The sequence below is a fragment of the Burkholderia lata genome (assembly GCF_902499335.1).
Taxonomy (GTDB): Bacteria; Pseudomonadota; Gammaproteobacteria; order Burkholderiales; family Burkholderiaceae; genus Burkholderia; species Burkholderia lata_B.
Genome location: NZ_CABVQK010000009.1, coordinates 1 through 15,342, shown reverse-complemented (window position 1 = coordinate 15,342; position 15,342 = coordinate 1). Strand labels below are relative to the sequence as shown.

The window sequence follows — 15,342 nt, the reverse complement described above, 5'->3', positions numbered from 1 at the left end:
GCATCAGACGTGATGCAGGCCGTCGAAATCGACGATCTGGACGTGGCGGCCCTGCATTTCGATCAGGCCGCGCTTCTGGAATTTCGACAGCGTGCGGCTGACCGTTTCGAGCGTCATGCCGAGGTAGCTGCCGATGTCTTCGCGCGTCATCCGCAGGTTGAATTCCGACGGCGAGTAACCGCGCTTCAGGTAACGCGACGATACGTCGAGCAGGAAGGCCGCAACGCGTTCCTCGGCATTCAGCGAACCGAGCAGCATCGTTTGCGACGTTTCGCGCACGATCTGTTCGCTCATCAGCTTGTGCATGCGCAACTGCATCGAGCCGGCTTCCGAGCACAGCGTTTTGAGTGCGCTGTACGGAATCACGCAGACGGAGCTGTCTTCCAGCGCGACCGCGGTGCGCGGATGCGTGTCGTCGCAGATGCCGTCGAGGCCGAGCGCTTCGCCGGCGAGATGCAGGCCGGTGACCTGCTCGCGGCCGTCGTGGCGCGTCGCAACCGTTTTCAGGGAACCCGAACGCACCGCGTACAGGTTGTCGAATGCGTCGCCTTCGCGGAACAGCGCTTCGCCGCGCTTGACGGGGCGTGCCGCGCAGATGACCGACTCGAGGCGACTGAGCGCTTCGGGCGCCAGGCCCTGCGGCATGCACAGGTGCCGCATGGCGCACGTCGAGCAGTGCGCAGCCTGGCGAGGAGCCCAGCTACCGGCATGAGGCGTGGCGGCGGGACGTGTGGCGACGGGCGTCAGCATGATCGTTTACTCCGGCGTTGAATCGACGGAATCATTGTCCCACCGCAACTTGCCGCTGTCGGGTGACAAAACGTCGCGACCGGCCGCACATGCCGAACGCGGCTTACGCGGCCGGTTCGTCGACGTTGGCGGCCGCCGGAATCAGCAGCACGGGCAACGTCGCATGGCGCACGCATTGTTCGGCGATGCTGCCGAGCACGAGACGGCGGAACCCGCGGCGGCCGTGCGTGCCGAGTACGAGGAGATCGGCATCGAACGCTTTCGCGCCGTCGAGGATCAGCGACGATACGTCGTTGAGCGATGTCGCTTCGCTCAGCTTCGTCTCGCCTTTCACGCCCGCTGCCTGCATCAGCACGGTGAAATCCTTCGCGAGTGCGTTGCCCTGCGCGACGAGCTGGTCGCGCAGCACGGACGGATCGTAGCCGGGCACGTTGTAGTAGATCGCGGCGTTCTCGACGACGTAGAACGGTTGCAGCTCGGCGCCGTGCGATTTCGCGAGCGCCAGCGCGGCATCGAACGCATGGCGGGACGTGTCGCTGCCGTCGACGGCAACCAGAATACGCTTGTACATAGTGTCTCCGAGTGGCGGGTTGAAACGAAGTCGGCCGGATGGCCGATCGGGCTGGGCAATGCGCAATGCTGCGAGGCAGAGTAAACCAATGGCCGGGACTTTGCAGTGAGGTGCCGGCGGCGTGTGCCATGCACGTGGCGCATGCCGCGCCGCGCCGCGCGACGTGTGTCGTGCGGTATGGTCGCCGCCGCCGTTCGCATCGTTGGCGGGAAGGCATGCGCGAGCAGCGGTGTCGCGTGTGGCACATACACGCGCATCGCGGTGCGCACCGATCGCATCGACACGGCGCGACGGTCACGCGGATGCATCGCCCGTATCACCATTCAATCGTAATCGAGCCGATTCGACATGACCTCGATCAACGCATGTGCGTCGCTGCGATTCACGGCATGAACGAAACCGCCGGTGCCGTTGCGCGGAATCGTTCGCTTTTGCATCGCGCAGTGATCGGTGCACGGTCGGCGTACGGTAGTCGCGCACGCCGATCCCCAGCCATCGGCCGTCGACCGATGCCGGTTCGCAAACGAACGATCGATTCAAACGCCGCGCAGGCTATCTCGGAACGGCCGTCAGCTCGAATATGCGCTCCGGCCGCCGCTGGTGGCCGGGCCAGTACGCGCTGCCGTACATCCGGTGAACGGGGCCGAGCTGCGCATCGCTGACGGGTGACGGTGCGTCGAAGCCCTTCTCGATCACCATGTAGCCGGCGCGCAGCGCGAACGCCGGATGATTGCCGCCGGGGCGGCTGTCGAAACCGGCGAAGCCGTCGCCGGCTTCCGGCATCGCGTTGACGAGCGACGCGTTGCTGCCCGTGATCTGGTCGGGCGAGATCGGCCCGCCGCCGGCGAGGCGCGACGCCTCGCGGTTCTTGCCGTCGGTGTCGACCGTGCTGTCGTGCGTGTCGTCGTTGTCGAGCTCGATGCTGCGCGGACGCGAACGATCGGTTTGACCGGATGATTCCATCGCGGCTCTCCTCGCGGCGAAGCGTTCCGGATCGAAGCAAATCCCGTTCCGGGCATGACGGGAAAAGGCGCGCGGGCGATCGCCGCGGTCGCGCGACGCGCACTGATTTGTCGTGATTTATTTCAGCTAGAAGACGCGTTTTCTACAGAGTATGATTCTTTTCCTGCGAAGCGGCGACAGGGGATTCGGTCGCGCCGCCTCTGCCCGCGCCGGGGGCGCCGCAGCACCCTTAAAGACGGGTAGTGAACAACAAAGCAAGGGACTAGAGGTGGCGGATTCATGCAAGCGACTACTGCCTTCACGCACCGCGGTTATCTGTTGAACTGCGCGCCCGCGCGCGCCAGTGACGGTTCATTCAAGCCCTACGTCGTGATCTCCCGATCGAGCGACGGGGAGCTCGTTGCGAACCGATTTTTTCCGATCGAGCTCCAGTTCAACGACGAAGGCGACGCAATCGCGCACGCGCGCGACTGGGCCGTGCGTTGGATCGACGCGAGCAGCATCACGATCTGACGCCGCCGCGATTCGGCACCATCGGCCGTCCGGTCGAGCCCCGGCGTGCCGCTCCCGGACAAAAAACGCGGTAATCTTGCGGAACCCGTCACTTTATTAGCGGCCGTGCGACCGAGCGCGGCCGCCTGCATTGGCATATGTCGACATCACCCGCCCGTCAGTGGGGCCTTGAAGAAATCGTCGCCGGCTTGCGCGAGTCGCGCGAGGAACTCCATCGCACGCGCCATCCGCGCGGCATCCGCGAACTGCCGTCGCGCGATGCAATCTGCAAGATTGTGACCGGCCTGCGCGCGTCGATGTTTCCGACGCACTACGGCGCACCGGATCTGACCGACGAAAGCGTCGATTTCTACGTCGGCCACACGCTCGAAAGCACGCTGCGCATTTTGTCCGAACAGATCCGCCGTGCGCTGCCGTTCCTGCCCGAGCACGCCGATACGCCGTTCGCCGAACTCGACGAACGCGCGTTCGAGATCGCGCGCGAATTCGGCCGGCAGTTGCCGGCGGTCCGTGCGCTGCTCGTCAGCGATATCCAGGCCGCGTATGCGGGCGATCCGGCCGCGCAGCACATCACCGAGATCCTGCTGTGCTACCCCGGCGTGCTGGCGATGATGCATCACCGGCTCGCGCATGCGCTGCACCGGCTTGGTGTGCCGCTGCTGGCCCGGTTCATCAATGAAATCGCCCACTCGGCTACCGGCATCGACATCCACCCGGGCGCGCAGATCGGCCCGAGCTTCTTCATCGACCACGGCACGGGCGTCGTGATCGGAGAGACGGCGATCATCGGCGAGCGCGTGCGCGTGTACCAGGCCGTCACGCTCGGCGCGAAGAGCTTCCCGGCCGATGGCGAAGGTGCGCTGGTCAAGGGCAATGCCCGGCACCCGATCGTCGAGGACGACGTGGTGATCTACGCGGGCGCGACGATTCTCGGCCGCGTGACGATCGGGCGCGGTTCGGTGATCGGCGGCAACGTGTGGCTCACGCACAGCGTGCCGCCCGGCACGAGCGTCGCACAGGGCAAGGTGCGCGAAGGCGGGAGCGCCGAGAAGCCGTAACGCGGCGCGCGGCCGCCGGCCGCCGCCGCGCGCGTCGGTCAGTGCTTGCCGTCGGGCGCGCGGTGCTTGTACAGCACGTCCTGGTCGACGCGGATCAGGTTCTGCCCCGCATCGACGACGAAATCCACACCGTTGTACGCATTGCCGGTCAGCATCAGGATCGCGCTCGCGACGTCGTCGGGGCCCGCGATGCGCGCGAGCGGCGTCGATGCGCGGCTCGCGTGCTCGAAGTCGGCCTGCGTCTGGTCGTCGCTCGGCAGCATCAGGCCGGGGAACACCGCATTCACGCGCAACACCGGCGCGGACGACAGCGCGAGCATCTGCGTGAGGTTGCCGAGCGCGGCCTTCGCGACCGTGTAACTGAAATGATCGCGGTGAAAGTTTTCCTTGATCTTCTGGTCGACCACATTCACGACGACACCCTGCGTGCCGGCCGCACGGGCCCGTTCGTAGAACGCGCGCGTGAGCAGGATCGGCGCGCGGCAGTTGACGGCCCACGCCTGGTCGAATGCCGCGAGGTCGAAGCTCGGGAAATGATCCTGCCAGAATACCGACGCATTGTTGACGAGGACGTCGAGGCGCCCGAAGCGCGCGTACACCTGGTCGATCAGCGCGGTGATCTGCGCGGCGTCCGACAGGTCGGCCTGCAACGCCACCGAATCGTGCCCGCGTTCGGCGATCGCGCGGGCGGCTGCCTGCGCGGCATCGGCCGAACGGTCGTAATGCACCGCGGTGCGGTAGCCGTGCGCGGCGAAATACTCGGCGAACGCGCGCCCGGCCCGGCGCGCGGCGCCGGTCACCAGCACGACGGGCGCGTGCGCCGTTTGCTTCGTCTGCGCCATTACGTGTTCGTCAGATTGACCGAGGAAGGATTCGCGACGATCGACAGGAATTCGCGCCGCGTCGACGGATCGGTGCGGAACGTGCCGAGCATGCGCGACGTGACCATCTCGACCCCCGGCTTGTGCACGCCGCGCGTCGAGATGCACTGGTGCGCGGCTTCGAGGATCACGCCGACGCCCTTCGGCTGCAGCACGTCGAACAGCGTGTCGGCGATCTGCACGGTCATCTTTTCCTGGATCTGCAGGCGCTTCGCGAACGCGTCGACGAGGCGCGCGAGCTTCGAGATGCCGACCACGCGATGGTTCGGCAGATACGCGACGTGCGCGCGGCCGATGATCGGCACCATGTGGTGCTCGCAGTAGCTCTCGAAGCGGATGTCCTTCAACACGATCATTTCGTCGTAGCCGTCGACTTCGCTGAACGTGCGCGCGAGGATGTCGCGCGGCTCCAGCGCATAGCCGGCGAAGAACTGCTCATAGGCGCGCACGACGCGTGCGGGCGTGTCGATCAGGCCTTCGCGCGCGGGATCGTCGCCGGCCCAGCGCAACAGCACGCGGACTGCGTCTTCTGCTTCTTCACGGCTCGGGCGGGATGCGGTCGGCTCGGGCCGTGCGGACTTCTTTTTACCCATCTATCTGCTCCATCGAATGCCGCCGCCGGGGCGGCGCGGAATCCGGGCATTGTTTCATGCTTTCGCGGGTCGCGTGCGAGGCCCGGGGCCAGACCTTGGCGCGAACGGGCCCTGGCACTCACTTCGGCCATTCGTCCTGCTCGTCGTTGAACAGCGACGCGACCACGCCGCGCAGCCACGCGGTGCGCGGATCGTTGTGGTACTTGCGATGCCAGTGCTGCTTCAGGTCGAAGCGCGGCAGCGCGAGCGGCGGCTCGACGGGCACGATGAACGCATGCTCGGCCGCATACGCATAGCCGATCGCATGCGGCACCGTCGCGATCAGGTCGGTGCGGCTCAGGATGAACGGCAGGCTCATGAAGTGGGGCGTCTCGAGCACCGCGCGGCGCTGCATGCGCTGCTTCGCGAGATATTTCTCGAGCACCTCCTGGCTGCGGCCTTCGGCGCGCACCACCGCGTGCCCGCACGTGAGGAACTGCTCGACCGTGAACGGCGGCGCCTGTTCGAACGGATGGCCGCGCCGCATCAGGCACACGAACCGGTGCGTGAACAACCGTTGCTGGAAGAAGTTGTTGCCGTCGAGATCGGGGAAGTAGCCGACCGCGAGATCGATCGACCCGGCTTCGAGGCCGCGACCGACTTCGTCGTGCGCGAGCGAGACCGAACGCAGGTTCGCGTGCGGCGCGCGCGTCGCGAACGCCTGCAGCAGCTTCGGCAGGAACACGATCTCGCCGACGTCGGACAGCGCGATCGAGAACGTATGCGTGCTCGCGGCCGGGTCGAAGTCGTGCGGCGCGACGAGGCCGCGCTCGATCTGCGCGAGCGCGTCGCGGGCGGCCGGCAGCAGCGCGAGCGCACGCGGTGTCGGCTCCATCCCGCGCGACGTGCGCACGAACAGCGGATCGCCGAAGTACTCGCGCAGGCGGCCGAGCGCCGTGCTCACGCGCGGCTGGCTGACGCCGAGCAGGTCGCCCGCGCGGCTCACGTTGCGCGTGTCGTCGAGCGCGACGAGGTAGGGAATGAGGTTCAGATCGAGCGCGTCCATCGCCAGGCCAGTATCGTCAAAACGTATACAACATATCTCCTGAATCGCGTTGCCGCATAGTCGGGAAAGCGCTCAAATGTGTTCGACGATTCGAATTAATGTTCAGGAGACGAACAATGCGCACCCAGGTCGCCATCATCGGCGCCGGTCCGTCCGGCCTTTTGCTTTCCCATCTGCTGCGCCTGCAAGGCGTCGATTCCATCCTCGTCGAAGCGCGTTCGCGCGAATACTGCGAGAACCGCATCCGCGCCGGCGTGCTGGAGCAGGGCACGGTCGACACGCTGAACGAAGCCGGCCTCGGCGACCGGATGCGCCGCGAAGGGCTCGAACACCACGGCATCGAGCTGCTGTTCTCGGGCCAGCGCCATCGCATCGACCTGTCCGCGCTCACCGGCGGACGCGCGATCACCGTCTATAGCCAGCACGAAGTGGTGCGTGACCTGATCGCGGCCGGCGTCGAGCACGGCCACGCGATGCACTTCGAAGTGAGCGACGTCGCGCTGCACGACGTCGAAGGCGAGCACCCGTTCGTCACGTTCAAGCATGCCGACGGTCGCGAAGATCGCATCGACTGCGACTACATCGCCGGCTGCGACGGCTTCCACGGCATCGCGCGCCAGACGATTCCGGCCGAGCGGCTGAACACGTTCGAGCGCGTGTACCCGTTCGCATGGCTCGGCATCCTCGCCGACGCGGCGCCGTCGCTCGACGAACTTGTCTACGCGCATCACGACAACGGCTTCGCGCTGTTCTCGATGCGCTCGCCGACGGTCACGCGCCTGTACCTGCAATGCAAACCCGACGAAGACCTGACCGAATGGTCCGACACGCGGATCTGGGACGAATTGCACACGCGCTTCTCGAACGACACCGGCTGGACGCCGACCGAGGGCCAGATTACGCAGAAAAGCGTGACGCCGATGCGCAGCTTCGTGTCCGAGACGATGCAGCACGGGCGCCTGTTCCTCGCCGGCGATGCCGCGCACATCGTGCCGCCGACCGGCGCGAAGGGGATGAACCTGGCGGTGGCCGACGTCCGTGCGCTGTCCCGCGCGCTCGGTGCGCGCTACCGCAACGGTGACGCGACGCTGCTCGACACGTATTCGGCGACCTGCCTCGAGCGTGTGTGGCGCGCCGAGCACTTCTCGTACTTCATGACGAACATGCTGCATTCGTCGCCGGAAGACTCGCCGTTCGTCAATCGCCTGAAGTTTGCCGAGCTGAAATACGTGACGCGCTCGCGGGCCGCCGCGCAGTCGCTCGCCGAAAACTACGTCGGGCTGCCGTTCGACGACGCAGCGGCCCCCGAGGGAACCCGCCTTGACAACGCGCTGTGCGCGACTCTATGATCGGCCCATCGTTCGCTAATCGAATCTAGGTTCGAATAGCGAACAAATACCGGAGTCGATATCGGCCCCGGCGCGGCACGCGGCACGCGCGTGTCCCCTCGACAGGCCGCGCATCGAGCCGCGGGTTCGTATCAGGAAGAGACATGGTCAACAAGATTTTCGAATCGCTTCAGTCGGCGGTGGCCGACATCCACGACGGCGCGACAATCATGATCGGCGGCTTCGGCACGGCAGGCATGCCGTCCGAGCTGATCGACGCGCTGATCGAACAGGGCGCGCGCGACCTGACGATCGTCAACAACAACGCAGGCAACGGCGAGACGGGCCTCGCGGCGCTGCTTAAGGCGAAGCAGGTACGCAAGATCATCTGCTCGTTCCCGCGCCAGAGCGACTCGCAGGTGTTCGACGGCCTTTACCGCGCCGGCGAGATCGAGCTGGAGCTCGTGCCGCAGGGCAACCTCGCGGAGCGTATCCGCGCGGCGGGCGCCGGCATCGGCGGCTTCTTCACGCCGACCGGCTACGGCACCAAGCTCGCGGAAGGCAAGGAAACGCGCGTGATCGACGGCAAGCCGTATGTGTTCGAGACGCCGATCCACGCCGATTTCGCGCTCGTGAAGGCGTACAAGGGCGATCGCTGGGGCAATCTCGTGTATCGCAAGACCGCGCGCAACTTCGGGCCGATCATGGCCAGCGCCGCGAAGGTCGCGATCGTGCAGGTGTCGGAAGTCGTGCCGCTCGGCGCGCTGAACCCGGAACACATCGTGACGCCGGGCATTTTCGTCCAGCGCGTCGTCGAGGTGCCGCAGGCCGCGCACGCGGCCGAGCTGGCCGCCGAACACGCATCGCAAGCCGCCTGAGGAGACCCGACATGAAACGACTGACCCGCGATGAAATGGCCAAGCGCGTCGCCCAGGACATCCCCGAAGGCGCGTACGTGAACCTCGGCATCGGCGTGCCGACGCTGGTGGCGAATCACCTCGACCCGAGCAAGGAAATCTTCCTGCACAGCGAGAACGGGCTGCTCGGCATGGGCCCCGCGCCCGCGCCCGGCGAGGAAGACGACGAACTGATCAACGCCGGCAAGCAGCACGTGACGCTGCTCACCGGCGGCGCGTATTTCCACCACGCGGATTCGTTCGCGATGATGCGCGGCGGCCACCTCGACTACTGCGTGCTCGGCGCGTTCCAGGTGTCCGCGACCGGCGACCTCGCGAACTGGCATACGGGCGCGCCCGATGCGATTCCGGCCGTCGGCGGCGCGATGGATCTCGCGATCGGCGCGAAGCAGGTGTTCGTGATGATGGAGCACCTGACGAAGCAGGGCGAGAGCAAGATCGTCGCGCAGTGCTCGTATCCGGTCACCGGCGTGCAGTGCGTGAGCCGCATCTATACGGATCTCGCCGTGCTCGACGTGACGACCGACGGCCTCGCGGTGAGCGAGATCTTCACCGACCTGTCGTTCGATGAACTGCAGAAGCTGACCGGTGTGCCGCTGATCGACGCGACGCAAAAGGCCGCTGCCTGAACCGCGAGCGTGCCGGCGCGTGCGCTTGCGCGCATGCCGGCGCGCTTGGGTGGACAATAGGCGCACGCCGTTTCCCCAATCTGATGCCATGCTCGAAGACAGCGCCCGCCTGACCTCCCTCATCTGCGGCACCGAGCCGCTCAACCGGATCTGGTCGCCCCGCGCGACGATTCAGCGGATGCTCGACGTCGAGGCCGCGCTCGCGCGTGCGCTTGCCGCGCAGCAGGTGATTCCCGCCGCCGCGGTCGCGCCGATCGAACGCGCGTGCGATGCAAGCCGGCTCGACGCCGAGGCACTCGCACACGGCGCGGCGCTCGGCGGCAATCTCGCGATTCCGCTCGTCAAGCAGCTCACCGCGCAGGTGAAGGCCGACGACCCCGAGGCAGCGAAGTTCGTGCACTGGGGGGCGACGAGCCAGGACATCATCGATACCGCCACCGTGCTGCAGTTGCGCGACACGCTCGACGTGCTCGAGCCGATGCTCGACGAAGCGTGCGCGTCGCTTGCGACGCTCGCGCGCGCGCATCGTGCGACGCCGATGATCGGCCGCACGTGGCTGCAGCAGGCGCTGCCGATCACGCTCGGCCTGAAATTCGCGCAATGGCTCGACGCGTTGCTGCGCCATCGCGCGCGCTTCGCCGAATTGCGCGAGCGTACCCTCGTGCTGCAGTTCGGCGGCGCGGCCGGCACGCTCGCGAGCCTGCGCGAGCACGCGGCCGGCGTCACGGCCGCGCTTGCGGCAGACCTCAAGCTCGCGGTACCGGCCGTGCCGTGGCACACACAGCGCGACCGCATTGCGGAAGCCGCGTCCTGCTTCGGGATGCTGACGGGTACGCTCGGCAAGATCGCGCGCGACGTGTCGCTGCAGATGCAGACCGAAGTCGGCGAGCTCGGCGAACCGGCCGCCGCCGGCAAGGGCGGCTCGTCGACGATGCCGCACAAGCGCAACCCGGTCGGCTGCGCGGCGGTGCTTACCGCCGCCGTACGCGCGCCGAACCTCGTCGCGACCGTGTTTGCGGGCATGGTCCAGGAACATGAACGCGCACTCGGCGGCTGGCAGGCCGAATGGGATGCGCTGCCCGATCTCGCGCGCCTGACCGGCGGCGCGCTCGCGCAGATCGCGCAGATCGTCGCGGGCCTCGACGTGAACACCGAACGCCTGGCCGCGAACCTCGACCTGACGCGCGGGCTGATTCTCGGCGAAGCGGTGATGCTCGCGCTCGGCGACAAGATCGGCCGGCTCGACGCGCATCACGTCGTCGAACATGCGTCGAAGGAAGCCGTGCGCACGGGCGCGACGCTGTTCGACGTGCTCGCTGCCGATGCGACCGTATCGGCGCACCTGTCGCGCGACGCGCTCGCGCGGCTGCTCGATCCCGCTCATTACGTCGGCGAGGCGCAGGCCTATGTCGACGCCGTGCTCGCGCTGCACGCGGGCGCGCAATAACCAGGAGAACAAGATGCCTTTCGCCACTGTCAACGGCGTGAAACTGCATTACCGGATCGACCGTGCCGCGCGCGACGACGCGCCGTGGCTCGTCTTCTCGAACTCGCTCGGCGCCGACCTGCAGATGTGGGCGCCGCAGATCCGCCCGCTCACGCAGCACTTCAACATCCTGCGCTACGACACGCGCGGCCACGGCCATTCCGATGCGCCGGCCGGTTCGTACACGATCGAGCAGCTCGCCGGCGACGTGATCGGCCTGCTCGACCACGTCGGCATCGCGCGCGCGCATTTCTGCGGGATCTCGATGGGCGGGCTGACGGGTGCGGCGCTCGCCGCACGCTTCCCGTCGCGTATCGTTCGCGCCGTGCTGTCGAACACCGCCGCGAAGATCGGTTCGCCGGAAGTGTGGGCGCCGCGTGCGCAGAAGGCGCGTGCCGAAGGGATGGCCGCGCTCGCCGACGCCGTGCTGCCGCGCTGGTTCACGGACGTGTTCGTCGAACGTGAGCCGCGCCTGTTCGACGCGATCCGCGACACCTTCGTGCATACCGACAAGGACGGCTATGCGGCGAACTGCGACGCGCTGAACGCAGCCGACCTGCGCGAGGAAGTGAAAGGCATCGCGCTGCCGGTGCTCGTCGTGACCGGTGCGAAGGACATGTCGACGCCGCCCGACCAGGGCCGCGCGCTTGCCGCCGCGATTCCGGGTGCGCAGCACGTCGAATTCGACGCCGCGCATATTTCGAACATCGAGTGCACCGACGGCTTCAACCGCGCGCTGCTCGATTTCCTGACCGCGTGAGGCACCGGCGATGGATGACCAGGAACGTTACGAAGCAGGGATGAAGGTGCGTCGCGCGGTGCTCGGCGACGCGCACGTCGACCGTTCGATCGAGAACCGCACCGAGGTGACCGACGAATTCCAGAACCTGATCACGCGCTATGCATGGGGCGAGATCTGGACGCGCGACGGCCTGCCGCGCCATACGCGCAGCCTGCTGACCATCGCGATGATGGTGGCGCTGAACCGCGGCGAGGAGCTGGCGCTGCACCTGCGGGCCGCGCGCAACAACGGCGTGACGCGCGACGAGATCAAGGAAGTGCTGCTGCAGACCGCGATCTATTGCGGCGTGCCGGCCGCGAATTCCGCGTTCCATCTCGCGGACAAGATCTTCAAGGAACAGGATGTGGCCGGTTAAGTGCCGGCTGTAGTTCGATGTTGAGTCGACGCCCGCTGATGGTTGGCGGGCCTCGACGATGAATGAACGCGCCGGCAGAGTATCGGCGCGCGGCGCACCGGATGGCCGGTGCGCGAACAAAGGCAAGACGCGGTTCCGAGGCCGCGTCGCTTATAAACATAGTGGCTTTGCATGGGATCCGGGCAAGCGCTAAAGCGCCGGCTGGATCGGCCGCGAAGCATGGGATCCAAGTAAGCGCTAAAGCGCTAACTTGGATCGACACAGGAGACTAGCGATGAATCGCACACCCGTGGTCGATGTCCAGACCTTCATCAACGAGCAGCCGTTCGGCGGTTTTCAATGGCTCGTGTTCCTCATGTGTTTCGTGATCGTGCTGCTCGACGGCTTCGATACGGCCGCGATCGGCTTCATCGCGCCGTCGCTGCTCGGCGAATGGAACCTCACCAAACCTGATCTTGCGCCGGTGCTGAGCGCCGCGCTGTTCGGCCTCGCGTGCGGCGCGCTCGTGTCGGGCCCGCTGTCCGACAAGCTCGGGCGCCGCTCGCTGCTGCTCGGCTCGGTATTCCTGTTCGGCGTCGCATGCCTGATGTCCGCGTTCTCGACGACCATCGGGCACCTGACGATCCTGCGCTTCATCACCGGCGTCGGGCTGGGCGCGGCGATGCCGAACGCGGTCACGATGATGGGCGAGTTCTGCCCCGACAAGCGCCGTGCAACCGTGATCAACCTGATGTTCTGCGGCTTCCCGCTCGGCGCCGCGTTCGGCGGGTTCCTGGCTGCATGGATGATTCCGCATTTCGGCTGGCGCAGCGTGCTGATCCTCGGCGGCGTGACGCCGCTGCTGCTCGGCGTGCTGTTGCTGCTGAAGATGCCGGAATCGGTGCGCTTCATGGTCGCCAATAACCACGCCGTCGACAAGATCCGCGCGACGCTCGCGCGCATCTCGCGCGATGCGCTGAACGCCGGCTCGTTCGCGATGACGGAGACCGCGCCGCAGACCGGCAGCAAGGGCCTCGGCGTCGTGCTGTCGCGCTCGTACCTCGTCGGCTCGGTGATGTTGTGGCTCGCGTACTTCATGGGGCTCGTGATCTTCTACGCGTCGATCAACTGGATGCCGATCCTGCTGAAGGATGCCGGCCTGACGCCGAAGAGCGCGACGCTGATCTCCGCGCTGTTCCCGCTCGGCGGCGTGGGCGCGGTGCTGTGCGGCGTGCTGATGGACCGCTTCAACGCGAACCGCGTGATCGCCGTGTGCTACGCGCTGACGGCGGTGAGCGTCTATGCGATCGGGCAGGCGGCCGGTAACGTCGGGCTGCTCGTGCTGGTCGTGTTCGTGGCCGGCGTGCTGATGAACACCGCGCAATCGTCGATGCCGGCGCTCGCCGCCGCTTTCTATCCGACCGAAGGGCGCGGCACGGGTGTCGCATGGATGCTCGGCGTCGGCCGCTTCGGCGGGATTGCGGGATCGTTCCTCGTCGCCGAGCTGACGCGCCGGCATTTCTCGTTCGCGGGCGTGTTCGCCACGATCGCCGTCGCGGGCTTGCTCGCCTGTGTCGCGCTGCTGATCAAGCAGATGGCGCGGCCGCATGGCGTGACGCAGCCGGCAGGCAAGATCGAATCGCTCGGGCATTGAGCGAAGCGCGGGCCGGTGCGATGCGCCGGCCCGCCGATACGGCGGCCATCGGGCCGCCGGCTATTCTTCCGCGTCGTGTTGCTTCACGAAGTTGCGCAGATACGCGCGCAGCGCGGCCTCCCGGCTGCGATGATCGGCGAGGTTCGCGGCGCCCATCTCTTCCTCTTCACCGAACATCGCCGGCGGCGCGCTGTAGGTGCCGATCTCGATGTCTTCGCGCAGCACGCGAATCTGGTGCGTGAGCGGGTGATACTCGGCGATCCAGTGCATCCCCTCGATGTGTTCGCCCGCTCTCAGCAATGGCTTCATCGGCACTCTCCCGGCAGCAGCGGCGCAACCGGCGAAACGGTGGCGCGCGCCCGTAGCAAAAGGGTACGCCTGCATCGGGCGAATCTCAACGGGCGCGCGGTGAGCGCTCACTACGCCAGCAGGTGCGCGATCAGCGGATACAGCGACAGGATCAGCAGTACGGCCATCGTCACGTTGAAGATGCGCAGCGCGCGGGCGTTCGACAGGAAGCGGCGCAGGCCGAGCCCGAACGCGGCCCACAGGCTGATGCACGGGAAGCCGATCAGGATGAACACGACGGCCATCCACGCGGCGTTCATCCCGTAGTCCGCGGACAGGCGGATCGTCGTCGCGGCGGTCAGCACCATCATCCATGCCTTCGGATTGATCCACTGGAACGCGGCGGCTTCGATGAACGTCATCGGCCGCGGCTTGCCGCCGTGCGCCTTCACTTCGCCCGACGTGCCGATGCGCCACGCGAGGTACAGCAGGTACGCGACGCTCGCGGCTTCGAGGATCGTGTACAGCAGCGGCATGCGCTTGAATGCTTCGCCGAGGCCGAAGCCGACGCAGAGCATCAGGATCGCGACGCCGATGCTGATTCCGAACAGGTGCGGCATCGTGCGGCGGAAACCGAAATTGACGCCGGACGCGAGCAGCATCGTGTTGTTCGGGCCGGGCGTGATCGACGTGACTAGCGCGAACAGCATGCCGGCGGGCAGCGCGCTCAGGGTGAGGAATTCCATCGCGGATTCTCCATTCGGTTCTGGACTGGGATGGAGGTCAGTTTAGCGACGGTTTTCTGTACAGTACCGGTACAGTTGGTTTGACGAATGCCGGTACGGGGGAGTGAAGGGGTTGGATTGGTGTCGACGGGTTTTGTTGTCTCTCAGAAAAGATGTCCGCAGTCTCAATAAGTTGTCTTTGAATAATTGGCTACCTTTCATGCGTTGGGCATGTAATCCGTATGGATAGGCAGAAAATGATCGGAGAATATTTGGCAGTGACGGCCTACGACGCAATGTTTAGTCGATGGTGTCAGATCGATGTCGCCGCATTGACGACGCTCAATCGCCGTTTCACGTCTGGGGCGTGTCTCCTCAAAGCCAATGGGGAGGTCGATGCTTAGTTCAAGGCGCAAGCCATCTGCCGAAGCTACTCGGCTCGTTCGGCTAACCCTCCCCGTGCAGGTCGATGTGGCACTTGAGCGCATCGCCAAGATTGGCTTCTACGGCCGCTCCGAGTCGAAGGTTGTCGTGATCTTGCTTTAGCGAGAACTTGATCGAATCGCCGGGGATGGCTTTGTCGATCGTCTTGATGACCTGACGAAGTAGACCTAGAGGCTCTGTGCAGCCTTTCTGCGGCACACGCTTCCAATTGTCATACCAATCGTGGCGATGTGAGCCATGGCTATTTGTGTTGCTTTGCAACCCGGCCCACACTTGTCTTGGGATGTTGATTTCCACCGAGTCTTAACCCACCGATTTCATCTAAATCTGACCCACCCTGAGACAGCGTAGTACATCTATT

18 protein-coding genes are annotated in these 15,342 nt (G+C 66.1%); 9 read left to right on the top strand and 9 right to left on the bottom strand.

Annotated elements, in window-relative coordinates; genetic code table 11:
• Positions 1–3: 3 nt before the first annotated feature.
• From fnr to BCO18175_RS22275, 3 genes are all read right to left on the bottom strand, one after another.
• Positions 4–750, bottom strand: a complete 747-nt coding sequence (gene fnr, locus BCO18175_RS22285; RefSeq protein WP_011356726.1) for a fumarate/nitrate reduction transcriptional regulator Fnr — start codon at positions 748–750, stop codon at positions 4–6.
• A 103-nt stretch (positions 751–853) separates the two neighbouring features.
• A complete protein-coding gene (locus BCO18175_RS22280; protein ID WP_174984049.1) occupies positions 854–1,321 on the bottom strand; it encodes a universal stress protein in 468 nt (155 codons plus the stop codon).
• Between the two features lie 552 nt (positions 1,322–1,873).
• Positions 1,874–2,284: a DUF3005 domain-containing protein gene (locus BCO18175_RS22275; RefSeq protein ID WP_174984047.1), complete on the bottom strand. Its 411-nt coding sequence runs from the start codon at positions 2,282–2,284 to the stop codon at positions 1,874–1,876.
• Between the two features lie 279 nt (positions 2,285–2,563).
• Here BCO18175_RS22275 and BCO18175_RS22270 point away from each other — a divergent pair, with 279 nt between their 5' ends.
• Together BCO18175_RS22270 and epsC are read left to right on the top strand one after the other, a co-directional pair.
• Positions 2,564–2,797, top strand: a complete 234-nt coding sequence (locus tag BCO18175_RS22270; RefSeq protein WP_011356723.1) for a hypothetical protein — start codon at positions 2,564–2,566, stop codon at positions 2,795–2,797.
• Between the two features lie 137 nt (positions 2,798–2,934).
• Positions 2,935–3,855: a serine O-acetyltransferase EpsC gene (gene epsC, locus BCO18175_RS22265; RefSeq protein WP_174917940.1), complete on the top strand. Its 921-nt coding sequence runs from the start codon at positions 2,935–2,937 to the stop codon at positions 3,853–3,855.
• A 38-nt stretch (positions 3,856–3,893) separates the two neighbouring features.
• Here the strand turns inward: epsC and BCO18175_RS22260 are convergent, their stop codons facing one another.
• From BCO18175_RS22260 to BCO18175_RS22250, 3 genes are all read right to left on the bottom strand, one after another.
• Positions 3,894–4,697, bottom strand: a complete 804-nt coding sequence (locus BCO18175_RS22260) for an SDR family oxidoreductase (RefSeq protein WP_174984045.1) — start codon at positions 4,695–4,697, stop codon at positions 3,894–3,896.
• On the bottom strand, positions 4,697–5,329 hold the full coding sequence (gene folE / locus BCO18175_RS22255) for a GTP cyclohydrolase I FolE (protein WP_174984044.1): 633 nt from the start codon (positions 5,327–5,329) through the stop codon (positions 4,697–4,699). The genes BCO18175_RS22260 and folE overlap by 1 nt, the downstream gene beginning before the upstream one ends.
• Before the next feature lie 118 nt (positions 5,330–5,447).
• Positions 5,448–6,374 carry a LysR family transcriptional regulator gene (locus BCO18175_RS22250; protein WP_069250399.1) on the bottom strand — a complete coding sequence of 309 codons (927 nt, stop codon included), beginning with the start codon at positions 6,372–6,374 and terminating at the stop codon, positions 5,448–5,450.
• Positions 6,375–6,490: 116 nt separating this feature from the next.
• Here BCO18175_RS22250 and pobA point away from each other — a divergent pair, with 116 nt between their 5' ends.
• From pobA to BCO18175_RS22215, 7 genes are all read left to right on the top strand, one after another.
• Positions 6,491–7,723, top strand: a complete 1,233-nt coding sequence (gene pobA, locus BCO18175_RS22245) for a 4-hydroxybenzoate 3-monooxygenase (protein WP_174984042.1) — start codon at positions 6,491–6,493, stop codon at positions 7,721–7,723.
• 143 nt (positions 7,724–7,866) lie between these two features.
• Positions 7,867–8,580: a 3-oxoacid CoA-transferase subunit A gene (locus BCO18175_RS22240; RefSeq protein ID WP_085038225.1), complete on the top strand. Its 714-nt coding sequence runs from the start codon at positions 7,867–7,869 to the stop codon at positions 8,578–8,580.
• 11 nt (positions 8,581–8,591) lie between these two features.
• On the top strand, positions 8,592–9,248 hold the full coding sequence (locus BCO18175_RS22235; protein WP_174984040.1) for a CoA transferase subunit B: 657 nt from the start codon (positions 8,592–8,594) through the stop codon (positions 9,246–9,248).
• Positions 9,249–9,336: 88 nt separating this feature from the next.
• Complete coding sequence (locus BCO18175_RS22230) at positions 9,337–10,695, top strand: 3-carboxy-cis,cis-muconate cycloisomerase (RefSeq protein ID WP_174984038.1); 1,359 nt, start codon at positions 9,337–9,339, stop codon at positions 10,693–10,695.
• Between the two features lie 13 nt (positions 10,696–10,708).
• A complete protein-coding gene (pcaD, locus tag BCO18175_RS22225; protein WP_174984036.1) occupies positions 10,709–11,494 on the top strand; it encodes a 3-oxoadipate enol-lactonase in 786 nt (261 codons plus the stop codon).
• A 10-nt stretch (positions 11,495–11,504) separates the two neighbouring features.
• Positions 11,505–11,891, top strand: a complete 387-nt coding sequence (gene pcaC, locus BCO18175_RS22220; protein WP_174917931.1) for a 4-carboxymuconolactone decarboxylase — start codon at positions 11,505–11,507, stop codon at positions 11,889–11,891.
• A gap of 274 nt (positions 11,892–12,165) precedes the next feature.
• Entirely contained in the window at positions 12,166–13,524 is a 1,359-nt protein-coding gene (locus tag BCO18175_RS22215) for an MFS transporter (protein WP_174984034.1), read from the top strand.
• A 60-nt stretch (positions 13,525–13,584) separates the two neighbouring features.
• On the opposite strand, the gene BCO18175_RS22210 is transcribed toward BCO18175_RS22215, so the two are convergent.
• The 3 genes from BCO18175_RS22210 to BCO18175_RS22200 form a co-directional block, all read right to left on the bottom strand.
• Positions 13,585–13,833 (bottom strand): hypothetical protein, encoded by a 249-nt coding sequence (locus tag BCO18175_RS22210; RefSeq protein ID WP_174917929.1) that lies wholly within the window; start codon positions 13,831–13,833, stop codon positions 13,585–13,587.
• 110 nt (positions 13,834–13,943) lie between these two features.
• Positions 13,944–14,558 (bottom strand): LysE family translocator, encoded by a 615-nt coding sequence (locus tag BCO18175_RS22205; protein WP_174984032.1) that lies wholly within the window; start codon positions 14,556–14,558, stop codon positions 13,944–13,946.
• 426 nt (positions 14,559–14,984) lie between these two features.
• A complete protein-coding gene (locus BCO18175_RS22200; RefSeq protein ID WP_174984030.1) occupies positions 14,985–15,278 on the bottom strand; it encodes a hypothetical protein in 294 nt (97 codons plus the stop codon).
• Positions 15,279–15,342: the final 64 nt, after the last annotated feature.

Coding starts and splice junctions, on each gene's coding strand:
- BCO18175_RS22230 (WP_174984038.1), top strand. CDS start 9,337: ATGCTCGAAGACAGCGCCCGCCTGACCTCCCTCATCTGCGGCACCGAG.
- BCO18175_RS22210 (WP_174917929.1), bottom strand. CDS start 13,833: ATGAAGCCATTGCTGAGAGCGGGCGAACACATCGAGGGGATGCACTGG.
- folE (WP_174984044.1), bottom strand. CDS start 5,329: ATGGGTAAAAAGAAGTCCGCACGGCCCGAGCCGACCGCATCCCGCCCG.
- BCO18175_RS22205 (WP_174984032.1), bottom strand. CDS start 14,558: ATGGAATTCCTCACCCTGAGCGCGCTGCCCGCCGGCATGCTGTTCGCG.
- BCO18175_RS22260 (WP_174984045.1), bottom strand. CDS start 4,697: ATGGCGCAGACGAAGCAAACGGCGCACGCGCCCGTCGTGCTGGTGACC.
- BCO18175_RS22235 (WP_174984040.1), top strand. CDS start 8,592: ATGAAACGACTGACCCGCGATGAAATGGCCAAGCGCGTCGCCCAGGAC.
- BCO18175_RS22250 (WP_069250399.1), bottom strand. CDS start 6,374: ATGGACGCGCTCGATCTGAACCTCATTCCCTACCTCGTCGCGCTCGAC.
- BCO18175_RS22270 (WP_011356723.1), top strand. CDS start 2,564: ATGCAAGCGACTACTGCCTTCACGCACCGCGGTTATCTGTTGAACTGC.
- fnr (WP_011356726.1), bottom strand. CDS start 750: ATGCTGACGCCCGTCGCCACACGTCCCGCCGCCACGCCTCATGCCGGT.
- BCO18175_RS22275 (WP_174984047.1), bottom strand. CDS start 2,284: ATGGAATCATCCGGTCAAACCGATCGTTCGCGTCCGCGCAGCATCGAG.
- pobA (WP_174984042.1), top strand. CDS start 6,491: ATGCGCACCCAGGTCGCCATCATCGGCGCCGGTCCGTCCGGCCTTTTG.
- epsC (WP_174917940.1), top strand. CDS start 2,935: ATGTCGACATCACCCGCCCGTCAGTGGGGCCTTGAAGAAATCGTCGCC.
- pcaD (WP_174984036.1), top strand. CDS start 10,709: ATGCCTTTCGCCACTGTCAACGGCGTGAAACTGCATTACCGGATCGAC.
- pcaC (WP_174917931.1), top strand. CDS start 11,505: ATGGATGACCAGGAACGTTACGAAGCAGGGATGAAGGTGCGTCGCGCG.
- BCO18175_RS22215 (WP_174984034.1), top strand. CDS start 12,166: ATGAATCGCACACCCGTGGTCGATGTCCAGACCTTCATCAACGAGCAG.
- BCO18175_RS22240 (WP_085038225.1), top strand. CDS start 7,867: ATGGTCAACAAGATTTTCGAATCGCTTCAGTCGGCGGTGGCCGACATC.
- BCO18175_RS22280 (WP_174984049.1), bottom strand. CDS start 1,321: ATGTACAAGCGTATTCTGGTTGCCGTCGACGGCAGCGACACGTCCCGC.